At 57.1% G+C, this 23,069-nt stretch carries 16 protein-coding genes and 1 tRNA gene; 1 reads left to right on the top strand and 16 read right to left on the bottom strand.

Features of this window, described 5'->3' with window-relative positions; all coding sequences use genetic code 11:
* Positions 1-6: 6 nt before the first annotated feature.
* The 15 genes from bcsD to PU624_RS22035 all read right to left on the bottom strand — a co-directional run bounded on the left by bcsD (position 7) and on the right by PU624_RS22035 (position 21,345).
* A complete protein-coding gene (bcsD, locus tag PU624_RS21965) occupies positions 7-450 on the bottom strand; it encodes a cellulose biosynthesis protein BcsD (protein ID WP_283546621.1) in 444 nt (147 codons plus the stop codon).
* Positions 450-4,265: a cellulose biosynthesis protein BcsC gene (locus PU624_RS21970; RefSeq protein WP_283546622.1), complete on the bottom strand. Its 3,816-nt coding sequence runs from the start codon at positions 4,263-4,265 to the stop codon at positions 450-452. Before PU624_RS21970 ends, bcsD begins: the two co-directional genes overlap by 1 nt.
* An 11-nt stretch (positions 4,266-4,276) precedes the next feature.
* The gene (gene bcsB, locus PU624_RS21975; RefSeq protein ID WP_283546623.1) at positions 4,277-7,189 is read right to left on the bottom strand and encodes a cellulose biosynthesis cyclic di-GMP-binding regulatory protein BcsB; all 2,913 of its coding nucleotides are present in this window, start codon (positions 7,187-7,189) and stop codon (positions 4,277-4,279) included.
* Positions 7,186-9,297: a UDP-forming cellulose synthase catalytic subunit gene (bcsA, locus tag PU624_RS21980; RefSeq protein ID WP_283546624.1), complete on the bottom strand. Its 2,112-nt coding sequence runs from the start codon at positions 9,295-9,297 to the stop codon at positions 7,186-7,188. Before bcsA ends, bcsB begins: the two co-directional genes overlap by 4 nt.
* Before the next feature lie 52 nt (positions 9,298-9,349).
* On the bottom strand, positions 9,350-10,153 hold the full coding sequence (gene bcsQ, locus PU624_RS21985) for a cellulose biosynthesis protein BcsQ (RefSeq protein WP_283546625.1): 804 nt from the start codon (positions 10,151-10,153) through the stop codon (positions 9,350-9,352).
* Positions 10,144-10,752 carry a cellulose biosynthesis protein BcsO gene (gene bcsO / locus PU624_RS21990; protein ID WP_283546626.1) on the bottom strand — a complete coding sequence of 203 codons (609 nt, stop codon included), beginning with the start codon at positions 10,750-10,752 and terminating at the stop codon, positions 10,144-10,146. The genes bcsQ and bcsO overlap by 10 nt, the downstream gene beginning before the upstream one ends.
* A gap of 504 nt (positions 10,753-11,256) precedes the next feature.
* Positions 11,257-12,279, bottom strand: coding sequence for a dipeptide ABC transporter ATP-binding subunit DppF (gene dppF, locus PU624_RS21995; RefSeq protein ID WP_283546627.1), 1,023 nt, complete (start codon positions 12,277-12,279; stop codon positions 11,257-11,259).
* Positions 12,269-13,255 (bottom strand): dipeptide ABC transporter ATP-binding protein, encoded by a 987-nt coding sequence (dppD, locus tag PU624_RS22000; protein WP_003851998.1) that lies wholly within the window; start codon positions 13,253-13,255, stop codon positions 12,269-12,271. Before dppD ends, dppF begins: the two co-directional genes overlap by 11 nt.
* Positions 13,256-13,267: 12 nt before the next feature.
* Positions 13,268-14,170 carry a dipeptide ABC transporter permease DppC gene (gene dppC / locus PU624_RS22005; RefSeq protein WP_013359639.1) on the bottom strand — a complete coding sequence of 301 codons (903 nt, stop codon included), beginning with the start codon at positions 14,168-14,170 and terminating at the stop codon, positions 13,268-13,270.
* A gap of 9 nt (positions 14,171-14,179) precedes the next feature.
* On the bottom strand, positions 14,180-15,199 hold the full coding sequence (gene dppB, locus PU624_RS22010) for a dipeptide ABC transporter permease DppB (RefSeq protein WP_003852000.1): 1,020 nt from the start codon (positions 15,197-15,199) through the stop codon (positions 14,180-14,182).
* Positions 15,200-15,370: 171 nt separating this feature from the next.
* The gene (gene dppA / locus PU624_RS22015) at positions 15,371-16,981 is read right to left on the bottom strand and encodes a dipeptide ABC transporter periplasmic-binding protein DppA (protein WP_275768590.1); all 1,611 of its coding nucleotides are present in this window, start codon (positions 16,979-16,981) and stop codon (positions 15,371-15,373) included.
* 1,163 nt (positions 16,982-18,144) lie between these two features.
* Positions 18,145-18,221: transfer RNA gene (locus PU624_RS22020), tRNA-Pro, on the bottom strand.
* Between the two features lie 125 nt (positions 18,222-18,346).
* The gene (gene eptB / locus PU624_RS22025) at positions 18,347-20,038 is read right to left on the bottom strand and encodes a kdo(2)-lipid A phosphoethanolamine 7''-transferase (RefSeq protein ID WP_283546628.1); all 1,692 of its coding nucleotides are present in this window, start codon (positions 20,036-20,038) and stop codon (positions 18,347-18,349) included.
* A gap of 318 nt (positions 20,039-20,356) precedes the next feature.
* The gene (locus PU624_RS22030) at positions 20,357-20,785 is read right to left on the bottom strand and encodes an organic hydroperoxide resistance protein (RefSeq protein ID WP_003848051.1); all 429 of its coding nucleotides are present in this window, start codon (positions 20,783-20,785) and stop codon (positions 20,357-20,359) included.
* 95 nt (positions 20,786-20,880) lie between these two features.
* Complete coding sequence (locus PU624_RS22035; RefSeq protein ID WP_283546629.1) at positions 20,881-21,345, bottom strand: MarR family winged helix-turn-helix transcriptional regulator; 465 nt, start codon at positions 21,343-21,345, stop codon at positions 20,881-20,883.
* 64 nt (positions 21,346-21,409) lie between these two features.
* Here PU624_RS22035 and PU624_RS22040 point away from each other — a divergent pair, with 64 nt between their 5' ends.
* Positions 21,410-22,006, top strand: coding sequence for an HD domain-containing protein (locus PU624_RS22040; protein WP_283546630.1), 597 nt, complete (start codon positions 21,410-21,412; stop codon positions 22,004-22,006).
* Positions 22,007-22,045: 39 nt separating this feature from the next.
* On the opposite strand, the gene PU624_RS22045 is transcribed toward PU624_RS22040, so the two are convergent.
* Positions 22,046-22,342 carry an HTH-type transcriptional regulator gene (locus tag PU624_RS22045; RefSeq protein ID WP_003848045.1) on the bottom strand — a complete coding sequence of 99 codons (297 nt, stop codon included), beginning with the start codon at positions 22,340-22,342 and terminating at the stop codon, positions 22,046-22,048.
* Between the last annotated feature and the right edge of the window lie 727 nt (positions 22,343-23,069).

Consider the following 23,069-nt stretch of genomic DNA (forward strand, 5'->3'; position numbering starts at 1 on the left):
TCGATCCTATTGATATCGATAGTGCAGCGTGCTGCCATCGTTGAGTTCAAGCGTCACCGGCACAATCCTGCTGCCGCCCTGGCCCTGTAACCAGCCTGAAAAAAGCCCGGCCATGACCGCACCAAACGCGGCCTGCCAGTCAGCCGGAGAGTGGATATTGTCGCCCGCCGGCAGGGCGTGATACGAAATCAGCAGCGCCGTCTCTTCCGGCTGAAGCTGCACAAAGCCCCAGTTAAACCGCGCCAGCTGCAGGTTGGCCTCGCGCTCCAGATCCTGCACGGTACGTGACTCTGGCAAAGGATAGCGGGTCGCCAGCGATTCACCCATCTTATAGAGAAAGGCTTCCGCATCGTGCTGACCGGCGTTGGCGATCATCCCGTCAATCAGCACGCTGACCAGGTCAAACCAGCCCGGCTGATAAGGATGCGATACCCCCGAATGCTCACTCATTACTTCTCTCCGAACAGGTAACGGACATAGAGCTGCGCGCTGCTTTCGTTGTAATCACCAAAGGTGTCATAACCCAGCTGGCCGCCAATCGTTACATCTTTATTGAGTTTGTAGTCCGCCCCGGCATGCAGGTTATAGCCGATGCCGTTTTTGCTGCCGCCGGAGTAGTACGCGTCTTTCACGCTGCCGCTGGCGGCAAGAGATTCCAGCTCTGACTGCAGGCTGGCATCCGACGGGAAGTAGGCGCTCTTATCCTGACTGTAGGTCTGATAACCGGCTGCCCCGCCAATATTCACTTTCAGATCGTCAAACCTGCGTGAGAACTCTATCGGGAACGAGACCGACGCGTAGTTCTGCGGGCTGAAGTAGCCGCCCTGTCCGTAACTGAAGTAGCTGAGGTTTTTCGAGAAATCCATCCACGACAGGCTCATGCCGACTTTTAGCTCGCGATCGTCAGTGTGGAACGGACGGACATAGGCCCCGGCGGTGGCCTGCAGCGTGTTATTGCTGGCGACATTCTCGCCGAGATAGCTGTACGCGCCCCCACCGGCGTAGAAGCCCGCGTCGCCATTGTCATAGCTTAACAGGGCGTTCGCACCATTCTTCGTGACGCGTCCCCAGCGTTTGCCGCTGGTTTTATCTTCTGCGCCGACGTAAGAGAGCAGGCTGTCGGTAATCGCACGACGCTCACCGGTCAGGATCAGCGTCAGGAAGTCGGTGAGTTTCGGTGACCACTGCACGCCACCGACCAGGGTACTGAGATCCTGGCCCAGCGGGGTACTGCCGATATCCACTTTATAATTGTCGCCCTTCAGCGCCAGATTCAGCTCGACGCCTGAAGCCGTTTGCGAATCGGTGGTGGCGTTCGGCAGATCATTCACCGTCGCCCCGCCTGCGGCCACCACTCTGCCCTGACTCAGCGCATTGGTGCCGAAACGACGCCAGGCATCAGCTGCGCCACTGCCCGCCGTGAGCGAGACCGGCGTGGCGGTAAAGTCGAGGCGCGCCGTTTCAAACGGCACGGTAGAGAAGGTCAGCGGCGCTTTGGCCTCCGTCAGCTTGCTTAAGCCCGACTCGCCATCACGCCCGCGTACCTGCACCATGCCCTGACTCCAGGTGCCGGTTTTCTCCTGCAGCGAATCCATCATGGTGTTGACGTCATGCAGAACCTGTGACTGCTGAGAAACCGTTGTGCTGCCCGCAGCCGGTTCGCCCTGTGATGTCACGCCAGCGGTCTGGCCCGCTGGTGCGGCCTGCCACGGCAGCACGGTGCCGTAGCTGGACGGTGAACGTCCCACCGGCGAGGTGTTGCGGTTGATAAACGGATTCTCCGCCAGCGCCAGGCCGCCCACGGTCGGCACGCTGCCAGGCTGCGCGCCCTGCAGGCCAATCAGCTGCCCGCGCGCGGAGCGCAGATAAGCCATCGCCTGCGAATGGTCGCCGTTGGCTTCCGCCACCCGCGCCAGCAGCAGCAGGCGATCCGGCGTCTGCGTGGTGGTGTTGAGACCGCGACTCAGCTCATTGGCGCGCTGCACATTGTTCTGCGCCAGCGCGACGTTGATGGCTCCGACGCGCGCATCCTGCGTCGGCGTATCCTGGGTCATCAGGTAGTCATAGACCACACCCGCGTCCCGGTTCATCTTGCCGTCCTGGTAGAGACGCGCCATCGCGAACATCAGATCGCGGTTCTGGGGATCCTGCTGCAGCGCGCCTGTCAGCTTGTCATACGCCGCTGCGTACTGACGCTGCTGACGCAGGCGATCCACTTCATTAATCAGATAGCCGTTGCGGATACCGGCCAGCTGCGTCGGGGTGCTGCGCGCCTGCAGTTCCGGGTTACTGAGGAAGCGCTGCGCCTCACTGCCGAGGCCGGCCTGATTCAGCACCGCCATCTGTGCGGCATAATCGCCCGCGTTGCCCTGCACGCCACGCTGCAGGTTAGTCCGCACCACCGAAACGGCGCTGGTGAGATCGCCCGCCTGCGCCAGTTTCTGCGCCAGGTTTCCGGCATCAACCGGGTTGGCCGGTGGCGTGACCGTGAGCGCTTTCAGGGTGTTGGCGGCGGCCGCCGTCGCGCCCTGCGCCAGGTACTGATCGGCCGTGCTCATCTGCAGGTTGAAATTAACCCGCTGCGCCAGTTCACGCATCGCCGCCGTCTGCGCATTGGCGGGAATACGCGCCAGCAACGCGCTGGCCTGCTGCCAGCCACCACTTTCGCTGGCGTTAAGTGCACCGGCATACAGCTCGCTGGTGCTGGCCCCGTTGCGCATCACCGGCTGCATCACGTTAGCCGCCAGCAGCGTGTCGCCCTGCTGACGATAGAGCCGGGCTAAATCGAGCCGCAGCCAGCCATCCGATGGGTAGCGCTGAATGCCCTGCTGCAGCGTCGCGATGGCCGCAGCGTTGTTCCCGGCCGCCAGCTGGCGCTTCGCCTGCTGACGCAGCGCATCGGCTTCATTGGCCCGTGGCGTGACGCTCTGGCGTACGCTATCCGGCAGTGCCCCCAGCAATGTACTGGCTTCGGCTCCCCGATTCTGCTGACGCAGAACGTAGAACAGCCCTTCTTTGGCGCTGCGGTTATCCGCATCGCTTTGCAGAATGGTGCGGTAGATCTGCTCCGCCTGCTCCGGCTGATTAGTCCGGCGCAGCACGTCGGCGCGGAACAGCCTGGCGGCCAGCCCTTTTTCGCCATCGGCCTGCACCAGCGGTTCGCTCAAGGTCAGTGCCTGCGCCGTGTCGCCGCTTTTCAGCGCCTGCTGCGCGCTGGCCAGCTGGGCGTAAAAGCGCGCATCGTCCGCCTGCTGCTGACGCGATGAACCCTGATCGCCGCCCAGCTGAGCAGACCGCTGCAGATAATCTGCCGCTTCCTGATAACGTCCGGCACGCTGGGCCACATAGCCCATGCCCGCTAGCGCATCGGCATCCTGCGGATTCGCGCCCAGCACTTTTTCAAAGCTGGACTGCGCTCCGCCGACGTCACCGCTGTTGAGCGCGCTGAATCCGGCCCCTTTTTCTGCGCCCCCGACGTTTTTACGGTAATAGTCGATGACGGCGGAGTCCTGCGGATGACGCTGCTGCCAGGTCTGATAGAGCGCTGCATCTGACGGCTGTGGACCGAGCCACAGCAGCGCCTGACGCAGTGAGCGGTCGGCATCCTGATTACCACTCGCCAGCGAACTCAGCACCTCAATGCCTTCGCGACGGGTCGGCTCCTGATAGGTCAGCGCTTTACCCAGCGCCAGCCGCGCGCCGGTGTCCTGCGGATGCTGCGCCGCAAACTGACGCAGCGCCTCAACCGCCTGCGGCAGCAGCGTACGGTCGCCCGCCATAGTCAGATAATATTCTGCCGCGACGCTCGGTGGCGGCTCATTGCCGGTGAAGGTATTGCGCCAGGTCTGCAACGCCGCCGGAATGTTGCCGCTGCGTGCCTGCTGACGTGCCAGCGAAAGCTGCGCCTGCGGAATGGTCTGCATCTGGCGCGCGTTATCCAGCTCGCTCAGGTGCGGATCGTTGGGGGAGACCTGACTCAGACGGGCGCGATACTGTGCCGCGGCGGCCGTGTCGCCACCCTGCTGTGAATAGAGTGCCAGCAGGTAGAGTGCCTGGGTGTTGCCGGGTTCAACCATCAGCACCTTTTGCAGTGAGGCTTTCGCCAGGTCGTCATGCGCTTTCTGATGCCAGTACGATGCCTGATCGAACAGCGCCTGCAGCGCAGGATTGGTGCTCTCCGCCGCCAGCAGCGGCTGTGACAGGGCCAGCGCGCTGCCCAGCAGCAACGCGTTACGGATACCGGCACTCAACAGATTGTTTTTCATTATTATTGTCCTTACTTCCTGCCGGAATCACGGCCCTGCTTTGGGTTCAGACGCCGCCACGCATGACGCTTCAGCATCACCCAGGCTGCACTGCCCACCAGCGCGGAGAGCAGCATCGCCGCCACCGCCAGCAGCACCGAGTGCTGATTGGCATACCACATCACCATCATGTACCAGGGCATCTCGCCGCTGGGGAACTGCGCACCGACCCGGAAGCTGCGGATGCCGTTTTCATCGGTAATAATCGCGGTATCGCCACGAATACCGGCGTTAATCTGCGCCGAACTCAAATCGTTATGCAGGCGCAGCAGCTGGTCGTCGCTGGTCGCCACCGTCATCACCACCAGTCGGTCGTGATTCCACGGCGATCGGTAGCTGAGGAAGCCGCGCCACGCTTCGTTGGAGGAGAAGTAACGATCGGCATCCAGCTGCTGAAGGCTCCAGTCGCCGGTCAGCCAGCCGCGTAATTTCTCCAGCGTATCCGGCTCTTTCACACCCAGGGTGCTGCTGCTGGCGTCATAGGGTGACGCTGCCAGCATCGCCTGATTGAAGGCGCTGTTGCCGGTGGTGCTGACCGCCAGCAAATCGCTCTGCTGTAATCGCGCCAGATGGGTGCCGCCATTCGGCAGGCCAAACAGCACCTGATTCTGCGTCAGCGCCACGCCGGTCGCGGTTCCGGCGCGTGCCGCCAGATCCAGCAGGGTTGAAAGCTCGGCATCGCTGGGCGTTTCCGGCAGCAGCAGCGTGGTCTCGCCGAAGTCAGCCAGCCGCGAGAACGGGAACGAGGCCCCCACAAAGTACGAGAGGTTCGGCAGCATGCTGAAGTGGCGGGTATGGCTCAGATCGATCCACGAGTCCTCTTCAATCCGGCTCTTGATGTTGTTGTTCAGGAGCACGCCGCAGGGCGCATCGGCCCGCGGTTTGATATTGAAGTAGAGCGCCAGCTGGTTGTCGCCATAGATCAGATAGGGTTCGAGATTCAGCTGATACTGCTCCTGACGCGCATCCCCGCCTAAACGGTGCCACGCGCTCTCCAGCAGGCCGACTTTGTTTACCGTCAGGTTGCGCAGGAACGTGCCGTTAAGCATGACGTTAAGGAACGAGTTGTCCTCATCAATCCAGCTTTCAGACGGGAAGCGATAGTGCAGATTGACCGGCACCGTGTCGCCATCCCACAGGAACAGGTCAGGCGCGGCGCGGAAGTTCACGCGCAGCGCATCATGCCAGATGCCGCTGCTGGTCAGACTCTGATCTTTACGCAGCAGTTCGCTCAGGCGTACCGGACGATCGGTGTTAATCCAGCGCGGCGCATCGTAAGGTTTGCGATTGCCAATGGTCTGCGCGGGAACCTGCAACTGGCTCTCATCGGTGGTAAAAGGCTGCGTCGTCAGACGGTTCGCCGCCTGACGCAGCTGCTCCTCATTATTGCCACTGACCAGCAGCAACTTGTAAACCGGGTTATTGGGATTATCCACCACCTGCAACATCGGGCCGTTACTGGCCGGGAACGTCAGGGTGCCGATCCGATCGCCCGGATGACCAAACAGGATGCCGTTGTTTTCCGGCAGTTCGCCGCGCACCACCGGGAAACGGATGCCGCGATAATCACTCTGAATGCCGAGCCAGGACGCCACCAGTGCCGCCGCGCTGACCGCATCGGGTGAGAGGTTACTGGCAAAGCCCATGGTGATGGTGGACGCCGTCATCCGCTGAGGATCCAGGAAGGGACGCGGGAAATTGCGCAGGCTGGTGCCGATATTGAGCTTCTGTCCTTCAAGGTGCAGCGCGGTGTTCGGCAGAATGGTGACCTGATACTGCTGCGCGCTCTCTTTCTCGCACAGCAACTTGTCCGCGTCGTTGATTTTAAAACTCAGGTTGTTGCTGGAGACCACCATCGCCGCCGGAATATCCAGCTCATAGTCACTGACGTCGCTGTCAGTCGCACCGAGCGGCAGCGTGCCGAGCGGCTGCCCGTTCAGCATCAGCTGCAGCGAGGTATTGCGTGCCGCCAGTGCGGCTGAAACGCGCAGCGTCAGATTCAGTCGTGCATTGGTAATGACTTCGTCGCCGGGCAGGGTAAAGGTGATGCCCGACTGTAACTGGCCGCCGGTCAGCGTGATGCCGCGCGCCTGGCCCATCTGGGCCACTGAAACGACACTGCTGATCGGCTGATTAATGGCAGCCACCATCGGTGGCTGGGGTTCTGCAACCGGCGCGGTCGTCTGGCCCGGCGTGAAGGGCACCGCACTGGCGGCCGCTTCCAGCGCCGGATCGGCATTGCTCAGTCCCTGCGGCAGCGGCACTGCGGACAGCGCGCTGCTGTCCTGAGTTACGGCTCCGCTGCTCGTCACCGGCGCGGCGGCCGGGGCAGAAGCCGCGGCCTCATTGGTCGCTGACGCCTGAGACGCTGATGTTGCTTCACCAGCCGGTTCGTAAGATGGGTTCGCAGATCCCGGTGTGGCATCGGTTGCCGCACGCTGTGGCGCAGAAGCCGTAGCCGGTTCGGCGGGCTGAGTAGCCGGGGCCGCAGATGGCACAGACTGCGGTGCAGACTCGCCCCCGCTGACGGGTGACGTCACCTGGGCTGAACCGGCAGTCGGCGTGACACTATTATTCATCGGTGCCGCAGGTGTCGTATCGCTGGCCGGTGCCTGATTTGTCGCTGGCGCACTGACCGCTGCCTCGGCTGGCGGCGTGGTGGAAACGGCATCAGGCGGCGTCGGCGATGAACTGTTTACTGGCGCACTGGCTGCTGCATCGGCTGGCGACGTAGCAGAAACGGCACCAGACGGCGTCGGCGCAGCACTGTTTACCGGGGCGGCACTGCTGTTATCAATCGCAGCGGGCGTTTCCGCGCCAGCGGGCGTCAGCCATAACGCTGCGGTCAGTGAACTGGCCAGCAAAGTTTGCGTCAGGATCTTCATGCCGCGCCATCCTCTTTCGCCGCCGCGGCAACCGGGTCGACTGTTTTACGTTTATCGTGGCGGCCCTTCCAGGTCAGCCAGAACAGCTCAAATACGGTACGGATAATGGTGCCCAGCGACATCAGCGGATTGTCCTGCTTATACTCCGGCTGAATCCAGGCATCTGCACGCGCCAGCACTACACGCACCAGTTCGCGACGGCGCGCCAGCGGCATCGCCTCAAAGCGCAGACGGATGCTCTCCTCATCCCCGGAAATTTTGCTCACCGGAATCGTGATCGCGCCGGATTTCAGCAGCAGATCGATCTCTTCAATCTCATCCGTTTCATGACGTCCGTCGGGCGTATCGAGCTGCGCGCCGCCCATCGACAGGTTGCTGGTCAGGGTGCGCGATGAAATGCCGCTGGCGTAGTGAATAATCGCCGGGATTTGCACTTCAACGCGGATGGTTTTACGCACCTGCTTGGTTTCGCGTGCCACGGCAATCGCTGCCATCAGAATGATCAGGCTGAAGATCGCCCAGCCAACATTGAGCGCGATAACGTAAGGATCGACGCCAAAGTAGTCATGCATCACGGCACGCACCACGCCCGCCACAATGCCGATGGTCAGCAGCAGCGCCACAATCACGTGCGGACGCACGATGTGGAAATCGAAGAAGCCCTGATCCAGTACGCCGCCTTTGTCAGTCACGTTGAACTTGCCATGTTTTGGCGACAGCAGGGTCAGAATGGTCGGGATCACCAGATGGAAGCACATCACCGTCTCATAAATCTCACCCCAGAAGGTGTAACGGAAACGGCCATTCATGCGTGAGTTTACGTAGAGCGACATCACCAGATGCGGCAGCACATAAGCAAAAATCAGCGACGCCGATGAGTGAATAATATTCAGGTTAAACAGCAGGTACGCCAGCGGCGCGGTCAGGAAGGCGACGCGCGGCAGGCCGAACTGGAAGTGCAGCATGGCGTTGAGATAGCAAAGTCGCTGCTGCCACTTCAGGCCACGGCCGAACAGCGGGTTATCGACGCGGAAAATCTGCGTCATGCCGCGCGCCCAGCGGGTACGCTGAATGATATGCAGACCCAGACGCTCGGTCGCCAGACCGGCAGCCAGCGGGATCGATAAAAAGGCGGAGCCCCAGCCGAGTCGCTGCATTTTCAGCGCGGTATGCGCATCTTCGGTGACGGTTTCAACGGCAAAGCCGCCAATCTCTTCCAGTGCTGAACGACGGATGACCGCACAGGAGCCGCAGAAAAAGGTGGCGTTCCAGTTGTCGTTACCCTGCTGCACCGGGCCATAAAACAGCGAGCCTTCGTTTGGAATGCTGCGCGCGGCGCGCAGATTACGCTCAAAGGGATCGGGAGAGTAGAAGTAGTGCGGCGTCTGCAGCAGCGCCAGCTTCGGATCTTTCAGGAACGGTCCTACCGTCGCCTGCAGGAAGGTGCGGGTCGCCACGTGGTCGCAGTCAAAGATGCAAATCAGCTCACCTTTGGTGATTTTCATCGCATGGTTGAGGTTACCGGCTTTGGCATGTTTGTTGTCGTCGCGGGTGATGTACCCGACCCCGACATCTGCCGCAAAGCGGGCAAATTCGCTGCGCTTGCCATCATCCAGCAGATAGACTTTGAGTTTGTCACGCGGGTAGTCAATACACTGCGCCGCCAGCACGGTGTCGCGCACCACATCCAGGCTTTCATTATAGGAAGGCACATAAATATCGACCGTCGGCCACAGACTGGTATCGTCCGGCAGCGGTTCAATGGTGCGTTTTAATGGCCAGGTCGTTTGCAGGAAGCCGAGAATTAAGATCAGCCAGACGTAAAGCTCCGCCAGATATAAGCCAATCCCTAAGATGGCCTCCACTTCGGAATTAAAGTGCAGCGTCTCAGTGGTGCGCCACCAGATATAGCGGCTGGACATCAGCGCAGAGAGAATCACCATGACCACCGTTATTTTGCGGCTCTTGCTGAAACCCAATAAAAGCATCATACCGATACTGATCAGACCAAAAATATACTGTTTCTGGCTGTCCATCGGCGTAATGATGATCACCGCGGCAACGGGCGCAAGCACCAGCAGCAGCAGGTAAAACCCGATTTTACTCATGATTCACCCTGAGAAGAGCTGTGTAAGTCAGTCGCCTGGCAGAGCCCGACGACTAATAGTGGTTTGTGCGGATGGGAGCCTGAACTTCGCCATTACCCACGGTGATATTCAGAATGCTGCTGACACGTTTCGCGATCAGTTCAATATCAAATGCCGCGGCTGAGGCGGGACTGAAATCGTAAACAGACTGCTGGGAAGCATTCGCTTCACCCACGCTTTCATCACGGTGAACCACGCCCAGTAAATTGTCGCCCAGACGCTGCTGCATAAACGCGGTGACATCGCGATTGATATTCCGGCGGTTGTCACACTGGTTGAGAATAAAATAGTGACCCTGCTTATTATTGAGCGGCTTCCCGGTCATCCGGTTCTCTTCAATCTGCGGTAATAACGACACAGAGGCGGTATCCGCTAACATCACCACTAAATGCATATCGGCCAGCGCCGTCATTGCTTTAAGGGCGGGACCCGGGCCAGGTGGAAAATCAGCCACAATCACCAGGCCGGGATAATTGAGCACCGTATCCAGACCGCGCTTAATAAAGTGGGGATCTTTCATCAGGTTCTCTTCGAACCGTTCGCGCTGTGGCTCGGTGACGTCGCCATAAGGCAGGACAAAGATATTGCCGCCGGTGGTGAGAATCGACTGACTCCAGTCCGCCTGCTCTTCTGAGCGCGCCACAAATCCACGCCCATCATTCAGCGGTACGCCGAAGTGAAGACGCAGGGCATTCTGCACATCGAAATCAATCGCCAGAACTTTGCTACCGGAACGCGCCAGACTCCAGGCCAGATTCGCCGCCAGCGTGGTTTTTCCCACGCCGCCCTTCGGCGAGCACACACAAACTAACGGCATAGCGCAATCTTCTCCAGTAACGGTTTGAGTAAGGTTTCTTTCGGCAGCGTCACATCGCGCGAGCGGAACAGCGCGCCAAACCGTTCTGGCTCAGAATGGGGTGCGGCGGGCGTGATGACGGGCTGATGTTCCGCCACCGTGGCGGTCCGGATCGGCTCAGCGCGGGGTGCGGCCACCGGCTCAGCACGCAGGACAGCCACAGACTCAGCCGGTATTTGTCGTGGCGGCGGTGGCGGAAAGAGTGACGAAGGGCCGCGCTCAGTGGGGCTGGCTGCGGGAAGGTTGCTGCCAGACAGGCTATCAAGAATCGACGTGCGGGCCGCCATCGCCGGTTTTGCACTGAGTGTCACAGGGCGTGGCGGTGCTTCAGGTGGAGGCGCCGTGAACTCATCACCGCGCAGCGGCTGAGGTTGCGGCAGGTCGATACGCTGACCGCTACCGAATGGCGTCTGTTGTTCTTCTTTCGCCAGCTGGCGAATCAATGCCCATTTACTGTGTTCCGCCGCTTCCTGCGTCTGGCCAGACATATCTTTAAAATCGATGTCGAGCGTTTGCGTCTTCTCTTTAAAACGCTGCAAATCATCGTAATTATTCTTCATTGGCCGTGGCCTGCAACAAGGGGGGAATTTTCCTGGAATATAGCACATCCCTTTAATCTGAGTCAGAAAAACCTGATTACAAAAAAAGCAGATTCAATAAAATTGTTTAATCATAAAGATGGGTTAATAGCCGAATATAGCTACTTCAGGGTCATCACCTTTGATAATTAATAAGTGATGTTTAAGTTAAATTGATAAGCGTTTTTTAAAAAATTTCCGGATATTGCCGCTCTGGCAATAACTGGCCCGGCCAGGCTGACTTATACCCGATGCCCGATTTCACACTAATAAGCCGATCGCTGCTGTAAGGGATTGATGAGATTTATCTTTTTCCGCTGCAAATATCGCCAGAAAAAAAACAGATTAACAGGGGTAACGGAAAAAGAGAGGGAATAAACAGGGAGTGACCGCAGAGCCGCCAGCGGTGCGGCTTACAGATGAATTGAGATAAAAAAAGGCTCCAGAAAGGAGCCTTCGGCTGAGTGTTATAGATAGTGAGCAGGCTCAGCTGACTTTTTCTGCCACGCCAACGGGCTGATTCTCATCCTGATCAACCGCGAAGCAGGCAATCTCCTGCCCGCCATAGTTTTTCAGCTTCGGCTGCAACTGCACGCAGGTGCTGAAACGTCGGTGACAGCGCGCATTAAAGGCGCAGCCCGGTGGCGGATTCAGTGGGCTTGGCAGCTCGCCGGTCAGCTTGATGCGCTCACGACGGTCGTCAGGATTAAGACGCGGCGTCGCCGACAGCAAGGCCTGGGTATAAGGGTGGCGCGGGTTGGCGAAAATCGCCTCTTTGCTGCCCTTCTCAACGCAACGGCCGAGATACATCACCATCACCTCATCGGCAATGTGTTCCACCACTGACAAATCGTGCGAGATAAAGACGTAAGAAAGCCCCATATCCTGCTGCAGATCCATCATCAGGTTCAGTACCTGAGCACGCACCGATACGTCGAGCGCCGAAACCGGCTCATCAGCGATCAGTACGTCCGGATCAAGCATCAGCCCACGCGCGATGGCGATACGCTGACGCTGACCGCCTGAGAACATGTGCGGGTAGCGATCATAGTGCTCGGTTTTCAGGCCAACTTTCGCCATCATCTCCAGCGTCTTCTCGCGGCGTTCCGCTTTGGTCAGCTGGGTATTGATGACCAGTGGCTCTTCCAGAATCTGGCTCACTTTTTTACGTGGATTGAGTGAGCCATACGGGTTCTGGAACACGATCTGGATTTTCTGACGACGCAGCTTTTGCGCCTGAGGATCGTGTTTCAGCAGATCCTGACCGTGCCAGTAAAGCTGCCCTTCGGTCGGGGTTTCAATCATCGTCAGCAGTCGGCCCAGCGTGGATTTACCACAGCCTGACTCGCCGACGACCGCCAGCGTTTTGCCGCGCTCCAGATTAAAAGAGACGCCATCCAGCGCTTTGACCAGACGCTCCTGACCAAACAGCCCCTTCTTCACCGGGTAGTGCTTTTTGAGATCAATCGCCTGCAGCAGGAACTGATCTTTCGTGATTTCATGACTCATAAGTTGGTCTCCCGGCATCGTCCAGCGGATAGTGACACTTGGACTGGCGTCCTGGAATGGTGCGCAGTTCAGGTTCTTCCTGACGGCAAAGGTCGGTCGCATAAGGGCAGCGTGGATTCAGCAGACAGCCAACCGGGCGGTCATACTTGCCCGGTACCACGCCCGGCAGTGAGGCCAGACGCGCTTTGTCTGCCGCAAACTCCGGCAGCGCGCGCAGCAGCGCCTGCGTATAAGGATGGCGCGGCGCTTTAAAGATATCGGTCGCTTTGCCGCTCTCCACCACCTGACCGGCATACATCACGATAATGTGGTGCGCCGCTTCGGCCACTAACGCCAGATCGTGTGTAATCAGGATCAGCGCCATGTTCTCCTGCCGCTGTAACTCCAGCAGCAGTTCGATGATCTGCGCCTGAATGGTCACGTCGAGCGCCGTGGTCGGCTCATCGGCAATTAACAGCTTAGGCCGACAGGCGATGGCCATCGCAATCATCACACGCTGGCTCATACCGCCCGACAGCTGGTGCGGATAGACATCGAGCCGTGACGCAGGATCGGGAATACCGACCTGATTCAGCAGGTCGATTGCCCGCTGACGCCGGGTGCGTTTATTGCCGCCCTGATGCACCTTGATCGCTTCCATGATCTGGAAACCCACGGTGTAGCAGGGATTCAGGCTGGTCATCGGGTCCTGAAAAATCATCGCCACTTCTGCGCCCACCAGCTGGCGGCGCTCGCGTTCGGAGATGTGTTGCAGGTCGCGCTGGTTGAACTCCAGCTTCTCAGCCATCACTTTGCCGGGGAAATCGATCAACCCCATGATTGCCAGTGAACTCACGGATTTCCCGGAGCCGGACTCGCCTACGATACCGACTACCTGGCCCTGTTCAACCTGATAACTGATGCGGTCAACCGCACGGAACGGTGCTTTATCGTCGCCGAAATGCACCGATAGTTTGTCTACATTTAATAACGCCATCTCGGTGCCTCTTTACTGCTTGAGTTTCGGGTCGAGGGCATCACGCAAACCATCGCCCATCAGGTTAAATGCCAGCACGGTAAGTAGAATGACCAATCCAGGGAAGGTCACAACCCACCAGGCACTTTGCGCATACTGCAGAACGTCGGAGAGCATCGTGCCCCACTCCGGCGTTGGCGGTTGCGCACCCATACCGAGAAAGCCCAGCGCCGCCATATCGAGAATGGCGTTGGAGAAACCTAATGACGCCTGCACGATCAGCGGCGCAAGGCAGTTAGGCAGAATATTCACGAACATCTGGCGCAGCATACCGGCACCGGCCACGCCGGACGCGGTCACATAGTCGCGGTTCACTTCCACCAGCACCGCCGCGCGGGTCAGACGGATATAGTGCGGCAGCGCCACAAAGGTCAGCGCGATGGAGGCGTTGACGATCGACGGGCCAAAGATTGCGACCAGCACCAGAGCCAGCAGCAGGCTTGGCAGCGCCAGCATGATATCGACCACGCGCATGATGATGGCATCGACCACGCCGCCGAGATAACCGGCCAGCAGGCCAAATATCACGCCGAAAATCAGTGACAGCACCACCACCAGACAGCCCACCAGCAGCGACAGGCGCGCACCGTACATCAGACGCGACAGCACATCGCGGCCGACGTCGTCGGTGCCCAGGATGTAGCTCCAGTTACCGCCTTCCTGCCAGACCGGCGGATGCAGCAGCGCATCGCGGAACTGCTCAGCAGGCGCATGCGGAGCCAGCACATCGGCAAAAATAGCGCACAGCAATACAATGATGATATAGACCAGGCCCACGACGGCGCCTTTGTTACGTTTGAAGTAGTGCCAGAATTCCTGAAACGGGGTCATCGGCTTGGGTGCAACGGTAACGCTGCCGGGATCAACAACAGACATGATGCCCCCTTATTTCTTGTGACGTATGCGCGGGTTAACCACGCCATACAGCAGATCAACCAGCAGGTTGACCACAATAATCAGTACTGCCGTCAGCAGCACACCGCCCTGCACCACCGGATAGTCACGGCGCTGCAACGCTTCAATCAGCCAGCGACCCAGACCCGGCCACGAGAAGATGGTTTCGGTCAGAATCGCGCCGGCCAGCAACGTGCCGACCTGCAGGCCGATCACCGTCACCACCGGCAGCATGGCGTTTCGCAGCGCATGCACCACGATCACACGCATCCGCGTCAGGCCTTTGGCGCGCGCCGTACGGATGTAATCTTCACCCAGTACTTCGAGCATTGCCGATCGCGTCATACGCACAATCACCGCCAGCGGGATGGTGCCCAGTACGATGGCAGGCAGAATCATGTGCATCACTGCATCGTGGAAGTCGCCCGGCTCACCCCAGAAGAAGGTGTCGATCAGCATAAAGCCGGTCAGCGGCATGCTGTCATCCAGGAAGACGGTGTCGCCGACTCGCCCGGAAACCGGTGTCAGGTTGAACTGAACCGAGACCAGCATGATCAGCATGATGCCCCACCAGAAGATCGGCATGGAGTAGCCGGTCAGTGAGATACCCACGGCGGTGTGATCGAAAATCGAACCGCGCTTCACCGCCGCCAGAACCCCAACCGGGATACCAATGGCCACGGCAAATATCATGGCGCAGATGCCGAGTTCCAGCGTCGCTTTGAAGCGCGGAACAAACTCATCCCAGACCGGGATGCGGCTCTTAAGGGAAATGCCCAGGTCGCCATGTAATACGCCGTTAATGTAGTGCAGGTACTGTTTCCACAGCGGCTGATCCAGCCCTAACAGCGCCATTAACTGTGCATGACGTTCAGGAGAAATACCGCGCTCGCCCGCCATGATCAGCACCGGATCGCCGGGGATCATATGAACAAACGCGAAGGTGAGTAATGTAATGCCGATAAACGTTGGGATGACAAGGCCCAGACGTCGGAGTATGAACTGCAGCATAATCCGGGTTCTCTCTTGTCCGCGCGACCGTCGCCGCGAGGGTTGTTATTGCTTACATCTGACGATCGGGTAGGCCCGACCGCGACGCAGACAGGCTGCGCCTCTACCGTTTCCAGTAAAACAGGGAGATAAAGCCGGGGCGACGCGCAGCCGCCCCGGAAAAGGCGACAATTATTCTTTGATGTCTACCTGAGCAAAGTAGTGTCCGCCCAGCGGATCAACTTTGTACCCGGAGACTTTCTTGCTGACCGGTTCGTATACCGTTGAGTGCGCGATCATCAGCGCCGGTACCTGGTCATGCATCACAACCTGTGCCTGTTTGTAGTACTCGATACGCTTTGCCTGATCGGCAGTCGCGCGAGCGGGCTGAATCTGATCCTCGAAGGATTTATCACACCAGCGCGAGTAGTTAGAGCCATCTTTGGCCGCTGAACAGCTGAACAGGGTCGCCAGGAAGTTATCCGGATCCCCATTGTCGCCGGTCCAGCCCATCATGACGGTCTGATGCTCGCCCGCTTTAGCGCGTTTCAGATATTCGCCCCACTCGTAGGTCACGATTTTGGCTTTGACGCCAATTTTCGCCCAGTCGCTCTGAATCATTTCAGCCATGCGGCGTGCGTTCGGGTTGTACGGACGCTGAACCGGCATCGCCCACAGGTCGATAGAGAAACCGTCTGCCATGCCCGCTTCTTTCAGCAGGGCTTTGGCTTTCTCAGGATCGTAAGCGTAATCTTTCACCGCGTCGTTATAGCCCCACATTGTTGGTGGGATCAGGTTTTTAGCAGGCTGACCTGCACCCTGATAAACAGCGTCGATGATCGCCTTTTTGTTGACCGCCATGGTCAGTGCCTGACGCACTTTCAGGTTATCCAGCGGTTTTTTCTCAACGTTGTACGACAGATAGCCGACGTTCAGGCCAGCCTGCTCATACAGGTTGATGTTTTTGTCCTGCTTCATACGCGCAATGTCAGCCGGGTTTGGATAAGGCATGACCTGACATTCGCCCTTCTGCAGCTTGGCGTAACGCACTGACGCATCCGGGGTGATGGAGAAGACTAAGCGATCGATTTTCGGCTTGGTGCCCCAGTAATCCGGGTTAGCTTTGTAGAGGATGCGCGAATCTTTCTGGTACTGCAGCAGCTGGAACGGACCGGTACCGACCGGATTCAGGTCGACGTTTTGCGGCGTGCCCGCTTTCAGCATGTTGTCTGCGTACTCTTTCGACAGAATCGAGGCGAAGTCCATGCCGAGGTCGGCAAGGAACGGCGATTCAGGGCGGGTCAGCACGAAGCGAACGGTGTTGTCGTCCACTTTTTCGATTTTGCTGATCAGCTTAGGCATGTCCATGCCTTCGAAATATTCGTAGCTGCCGCCAGAGACGCCGTGATAGGCGTTGTTTTTATCCAGCTGGCGCTCAAAGGTGAACACCACATCATCCGCGTTGAAGTCGCGCGTCGGTTTGAAATCTTTGGTGGTCTGCCACTTCACGCCTTTGCGCAGGTGGAAGGTGTAGGTTTTGCCGTCTTCGCTGACATCCCACTTCTCTGCCAGTGCCGCGTGCAGTTCGGTGGTGCCGATAGTGAACTCAACCAGTCGGTTGTAGATCTGACGTGAGCTGGCATCGTAGGTGGTGCCCGAGGTGAACAACTGCGGGTTAAAGCCTTCCGGAGAACCTTCAGAACAGTAAACGAGGGTTTTTGCCTGAACACCGGCGGCGACAGTCATAGCAATCAGGCTCAGACCGACCTTCAGCATCCCGGATTTAGCCAGGGAGTTGATCATGCTTTTGCTCCATTGTGATGTGATGTTGTGTGTATTGCCTGACCTCTGATTTTTTTATGCGGTTCAGGCGTACCACCGAACAGGTGGTTAACGCGCGCGACGATTTTTTGTTATTTCAGATGCAGGTTGTGCATTCAGAAAATTCCGTAACTGCGCGTTTATTGACGCATCAATTTGTCAACAGTTGCAAAGAACGTCAATACAACGGTTACTTATTTACACAGAGTGTGAGGGATAGCATGCAACGGTAATAAAAAGCCTTTCAGTCTAAAAGCCATACAATGCATAGCGCAGCTGGCCTGATTTCCGTGCTTTATGCTGGGTTGCCGTTCTATCGCTAGTGATTCTCACCGCTAAAAAACTTAAAGCTTTTACCGGCAAATGTTGAATAACTGAACGATTCACCGTGCGTTATGACGTTCACCCAGCGGAATATGCTGGTAAAGAAGCATAAGAAATCAGCATGTTGCCGCTTTCGGTCATAAGAAGAATGTGTCGCGAATTATGATCGCATCTCTTGTATGCCAAGGCCTGCCAGCGGGAAAGTGGCGATAACAATGGCGGGTAAGCGGAACGCGCGGCGGGTGGGGTTTACTGGAACTTTCTGGAAAGTGGCGAAGCGAACAACAAGAGAAGGTAAGCGGGAGTGGCGATCAGATCGAGATCTGCTTCAGGGACACGGGCAGCTCGGAAAGTCGCTTAAACCATCCCTGGACGCTCGGCCGTAAGAAAGTGCCTGCTTAGCGGTCAGATTGAGATCTGCTTCAGGGACACGGGCAGATCGGAAAGTCGCTTAAACCATCCATGGACGCTCGGCCCACGCCGTCCCTGGCGTGGGACGCTTTCCTCCTCTGCCCGTGTCCCCTCCGCCTTGAGCTTATGCGCTGCGGTTAGATGCACTCGGGTTTAGAACTGTCAGCCGTATGAAGTGCTTCTGTAAGTTTCAAATGCGTCTGCCAGACGTGAAGCGAAGGGAGCATACGCCTGCAGCAAAGCATAGCGGGCCATGGATGGCTCGCGCAGAGCCCGCCAGGGATGGCGGTTTTGCGTCTTTGCGGAAGGCGTATGCTCCCTGAAGCCCGCACAGTGCTAATTCTTTGCCTGCCCATGACTTTTCTACAGACGAAAAAAAACCTGTCTTTTCAGACAGGTTTTCTTAAATATGGTCGGCGAGAGAGGATTCGAACCTCCGACCCACTGGTCCCAAACCAGTTGCGCTACCAAGCTGCGCTACTCGCCGATGGGGGCGCATGTTACTGCTACCCCCGATCAGCGTCAACCGCTTTTTATGCTTTTGCCGCTAATCGCCTGGAAAGCACGCGGTTACCGGAAATTAACCGCCGGCCCTGCCCTTTTCGCTCACTATTACAGCGCTTTAGCCTGATCTTTAGCCGGGGCCTGACACCAGTTGTTCGCCGGGTTAATGCCGCCATCTGGCGAGGTATAACCCAGACAGCCCAGGATGGTATCGAACAACTCAACGTGGCGATGGGTCCGGCCTACACGCTGCTGCGCCTGCAGACGCTCAAAGTTGCTGCGGTTCTGACTGTCTTCCAGATACTTATCTGACGCCCAGACCATCATCGGTACGCGGAACTGCTCAGGCGGTGCCATCTCACGCGGTGTGCCGTGCAGATGCATATTCTCGCTGATCGACTCACCGTGATCTGAGGCGTAGAAGACGATCGCCTTCTTATCACGCAGCTGATCCAGCACGCTATCCAGCATGCTATCGACATACAGCACCGAGTTGTCATAAGCGTTGATCAACTGCGCTTTGCTGCAGGTCTCATCGACGCCCATACACTCCGGCTGATACTTCGCGAAGCTGCGCGGATAACGCTGGGAATAGAGGTAATGCGACCCTTTGGTGTGCAACACGATCAGATGCTTACCTTTCGGGAAACGATCCAGTGAGGCTTTCATCTCCGGCACCAGCAGCATGTCATCCACCGATTTGCCCTGATTACGCTTCTCTGAACCAATCTGCTCACGGAAGGCAAAGTTGTTGGCATTGATGTTGTCGTAGAACCAGACTTCGCTCTGCATCGCAAACAGCTCAGAGGTGAAGCCCAGCTCTCGCATCACCGCAAACACGTTCTGCTCTTTCAGCGTACGGCCAGGGTTATCCATGGTGCCGCCTTCGCGCACGAACATGCAGCGCAGCGACAGCTTGGTCGCGGTATCACAGGATTGGCCGCGGAACGCTACCAGGTTCTTCTCTTTCGACAGCTTCGGCGTCGTGTCACGCTCGTAGCCCAGCATCCCCATGTGATCCCAGCGGGTGGTTTCGCCAATCACAAACACCACATAGGTATCGTCCAGCCCGGCAGGCGCAACGTAGGTAAACTTCTTCGCCGGATCCAGCAGTTCCTCGCTATTCAGCGACTCATCCACGCGGGTCCAGGCAAACAGGCCCACAGCCGCCAGCCAGTTCGAAGGAAGATAAGAGTGCGCCACCACACCGCCGTAGCTCGGCAGATCGACGTTGGTGATCTCTTCGTTATGCTTCTGCAGCTTGTCCAGAAAACGAATCGGTAGCCAGACCAGCGCCACGCAGAGCAGCATAATCACGGTTGGCTTGAGACGCTGTCCCGGCGTACGCAGCTGTTCATTCAGCGTCATGCTCAGCTTATTACGCCAGATCATCAGCAGCGGCAGCGCGCTGACCAGCACCATCCACAGAATGAAATGGTAGCCCACCACCTCTTTAGAGAGATCGGTATCGGTGGTCATCACCGAAGCCACAATGCCGTAGCCAATCACAACGTTGAAAAACGCCATGTAATAGCCAGCAGCAACAGAAATCAGAACAATCAGCGTGGCCAGCACGCGATAAAACCACTTTCCACCCAACGACAGCAGCCGCATCAGGAAGAAGGTCAGCAGCACAATGGCCACCACCTCGGTAGCGGCAGTCAGCCAGTTTGTTATCGTAGAGTGTTTGAGAAAACCATCAAAGCGACGATAGAAAATCGGTAAATTCAATAAGATACCGAGATAGAGCGCCAGCAATAGCGATAGCTTCTGCTGAGTCAGGGTTTTAATGTAATTCATGAAAAAAGGTGTTTCTCCGGTGTGAAGCGCTTGACCAAATCTTTTATGTGACTGCCGAAACGCGGCAGAGTTCGCTGAAAAGCGGACCGGACAAGATGAAGGAAAATTCTGAACGGATTTATGGGCTATAACGCGAGGTGGCTCAGTAAAACATGGGTGCGTTTTAGAGACCAGAAAATAATCGTTGCCGACCTGATTAGCACATTTTTTGTGCACGGCGGAGAGCAGAGGCCGGGCGGTCTGGCGCAAAGGACAGGTAATGGAAGGATTAAAGGGTGAAAAAAGGGCGGGCCTGATGGTGTCAGGCCCGCAGCACGCTTAGCGAATGATGTTCAGCGTGACGTCGATGTTGTTGCGGGTAGCGTTTGAGTAAGGACACACGATGTGCGCCGCATCAACCAGCTTCTGCGCTTCGGCTTCATCCATTCCTGGCAGATGAATATTCAGCGTCGCTTCGATACCGAAACCATTCGGAATCGGGCCGATACCGACTTCACCTTCGATCCACGCGTCTTTCGGCATGGCGATTTTGTCGCGGCCCGCAACAAACTTCATCGCACCGATGAAGCAGGCTGAGTAACCCGCAGCAAACAGCTGCTCAGGGTTAGTCACTTCGCCGCCTGCACCGCCCATCTCTTTTGGCACACCCAGTTTCACGTCCAGTACACCGTCAGAAGAGGTTGCACGACCATCACGACCACCGGTTGCTTTGGCTTTGGCGCGGTAAACTACTTGTTCTAAAGACATGACATTTCTCCGTTACGCTATTTAATCGCCCGCTACTTATTTAACCGTAATCAGGCGGTGAGGTTCAACGGGTGCAGCGCACCCGTCAGCAATGTTTATCGTGACTGGTTCAGGTTATCCCGTAACCCATCCAGCTGTAATTTCAGCGCCAGCAAGGCATCATCGTCACAGGCGGTGGCACATTTCACCGCTTCAGGAATCGCTTCAGCCTTAATCCGCAGCGCGCGGCCAGCCTCAGTCAGCGTGACCGCCACCTGGCGCTCATCCTGGCGGGTGCGCTGGCGGTTAATCAGACCTGCGTTTTCCAGCCGCTTCAGCAGTGGCGTTAATGTTGCCGAGTCTAAAAAAAGCTGCTCGCCAATCTCAGACACCGTGACATCGTCTTTTTGCCATAACACCAGCATCACCAGATATTGCGGGTAAGTAATGTCGAGCTGGCTCAGCAACTGGCGATAGACTTTATTCATCGCCAGGTTGGCAGAATAAAGCGCAAAGCAGAGTTGCTGATCGACCAACAGTGGCATCGGTTTCACTTTTTTGTCATCTTGATCACAGTTCATGGGAATTAATATAGATAGCGCGCTAGATAATTGCAAGCAAACTTTTGGGGTCAGGGGGAAAAGCATGCAGGATTCACTGGAAGAACAGGCGCGTCGATTCGCCACCGAGGCACATGCCAGTGCCGGTCAGCGCCGCAAGTATACCGATGAACCGTACATTGTTCATCCGGCCGCGGTGGTGGAACTGGTGCGCAGCGTCAGTCATGATGAGGCGTTGTTAGCGGCAGCCTGGCTGCACGATACCGTGGAAGATACTGCCACGACCCGGGGTGATATCGAAGCCCATTTTGGCGCACGCGTGGCCAGCCTGGTTGAGATGCTGACCGACAGCACACCCGCAGCGGCAAAGAATCGCGCGGCCCGCAAACTGGCGCACTTCCGCCATACGGCCAGCGCCAGTCCTGAGGCCCAGACCATCAAACTGGCTGACATCATCGATAATACCCGCGCGATTGTGCGTTTTGACCCTGACTTTGCACGGGTCTACCTGGTGGAAAAGCAGATACAGATTGAGCTGCTGAAACAGGGAGATGCGCAGTTATGGCAGCAGGCTTCAGCGATCATTGAAAGCGGACTCGCCCAGTTGCGGGAGCCGCCCTACAGCGTGCCGGAGAGCTGGTTTGTGAAACAGGCCGCTAAATACAGCGAAATACACGCATAAAAAAACCCGCCAGCGGCGGGTTCTTTTCGGGATACCTGATTATTCAAGCAACTGGCGTCCCAGATAGGGATTAGCCTGTAATAATTTCATCAGTTTCTGCGCCGTCGCGGAAGGACGGGTACGCCGGGCTTCCCAGCTTTTCACGGAAGAAACGCTCACGCCCATCACTTTTGCAAACTCATCAACCTGCATGCCTGTCATCTCACGCAGACGCTGCGGCTCTGGCTGGGCGGGTTGCTGACGCTGAATAAGTAACTCGGCGGCGCGATCATCACGTGTCAAAACAATCTGCTCAAGGCTGCTGAGCAATTCAAACATCGGGTCTTTTAATTCCATAGAGAACTCCTTAAAAACTCGCTATGAAGCACGTGAAAGTAGAGAGGTACGAGCCTGAAGTCAGGACTCTGAAACCGGGCCTGTTCAGGCTGGATCCCGCAAGGGTTTGTTTTTGTTATGAGAAAAACCATTACGGGACACAGCCTGCGGTGCACTGCTTTAAAGATGTCAGGTCAATGCAACAAATGCCGGGAGACTAAGTATGGATAGAGACCTGACTATTTGCCGCGCAATTTATAATTATTTTTTTTGCTATTGTTTGCCGGAAAAGTTCCAGCGCCTCTAACCTGCTGAGGCAGTTGATTTTTGTGCTTACATAGCGGGCAAAAAAATCAAATGATGTTTGCGATTTATGTGGATACCATCAAAATTCTGGCGGGCATATTCTCATTTCTGTGAGCACTACACCTGTTCAGGTAGTGAGTGCAAAATATACGCCAATGGTTTACTTCCTGAACACTTATATTCACAGTTCTGATTAATTTAAGAATTGTCCTGGTTAGGGCCTGAGCCCTGGCGCGCTGCGCCTCACAGTGCTGTGCGGGCAAATCTTTTATCCTGAACGCCGCCGTATCGTCAGATAAATCAGCAGTCACCTTAACGAAACGGCTGACGCCTCATGCCGGTGCAGTTACACGTTATTTATCGGCCTGATGCGCGGTAAACGTGCAGACCGGTGATAGCGCACTGATGACGGGAAAAACAGACCCTGTAAGGATGAAAAGCG

This window comes from Pantoea sp. Lij88, assembly GCF_030062155.1.
Taxonomy (GTDB): domain Bacteria; phylum Pseudomonadota; class Gammaproteobacteria; order Enterobacterales; family Enterobacteriaceae; genus Pantoea.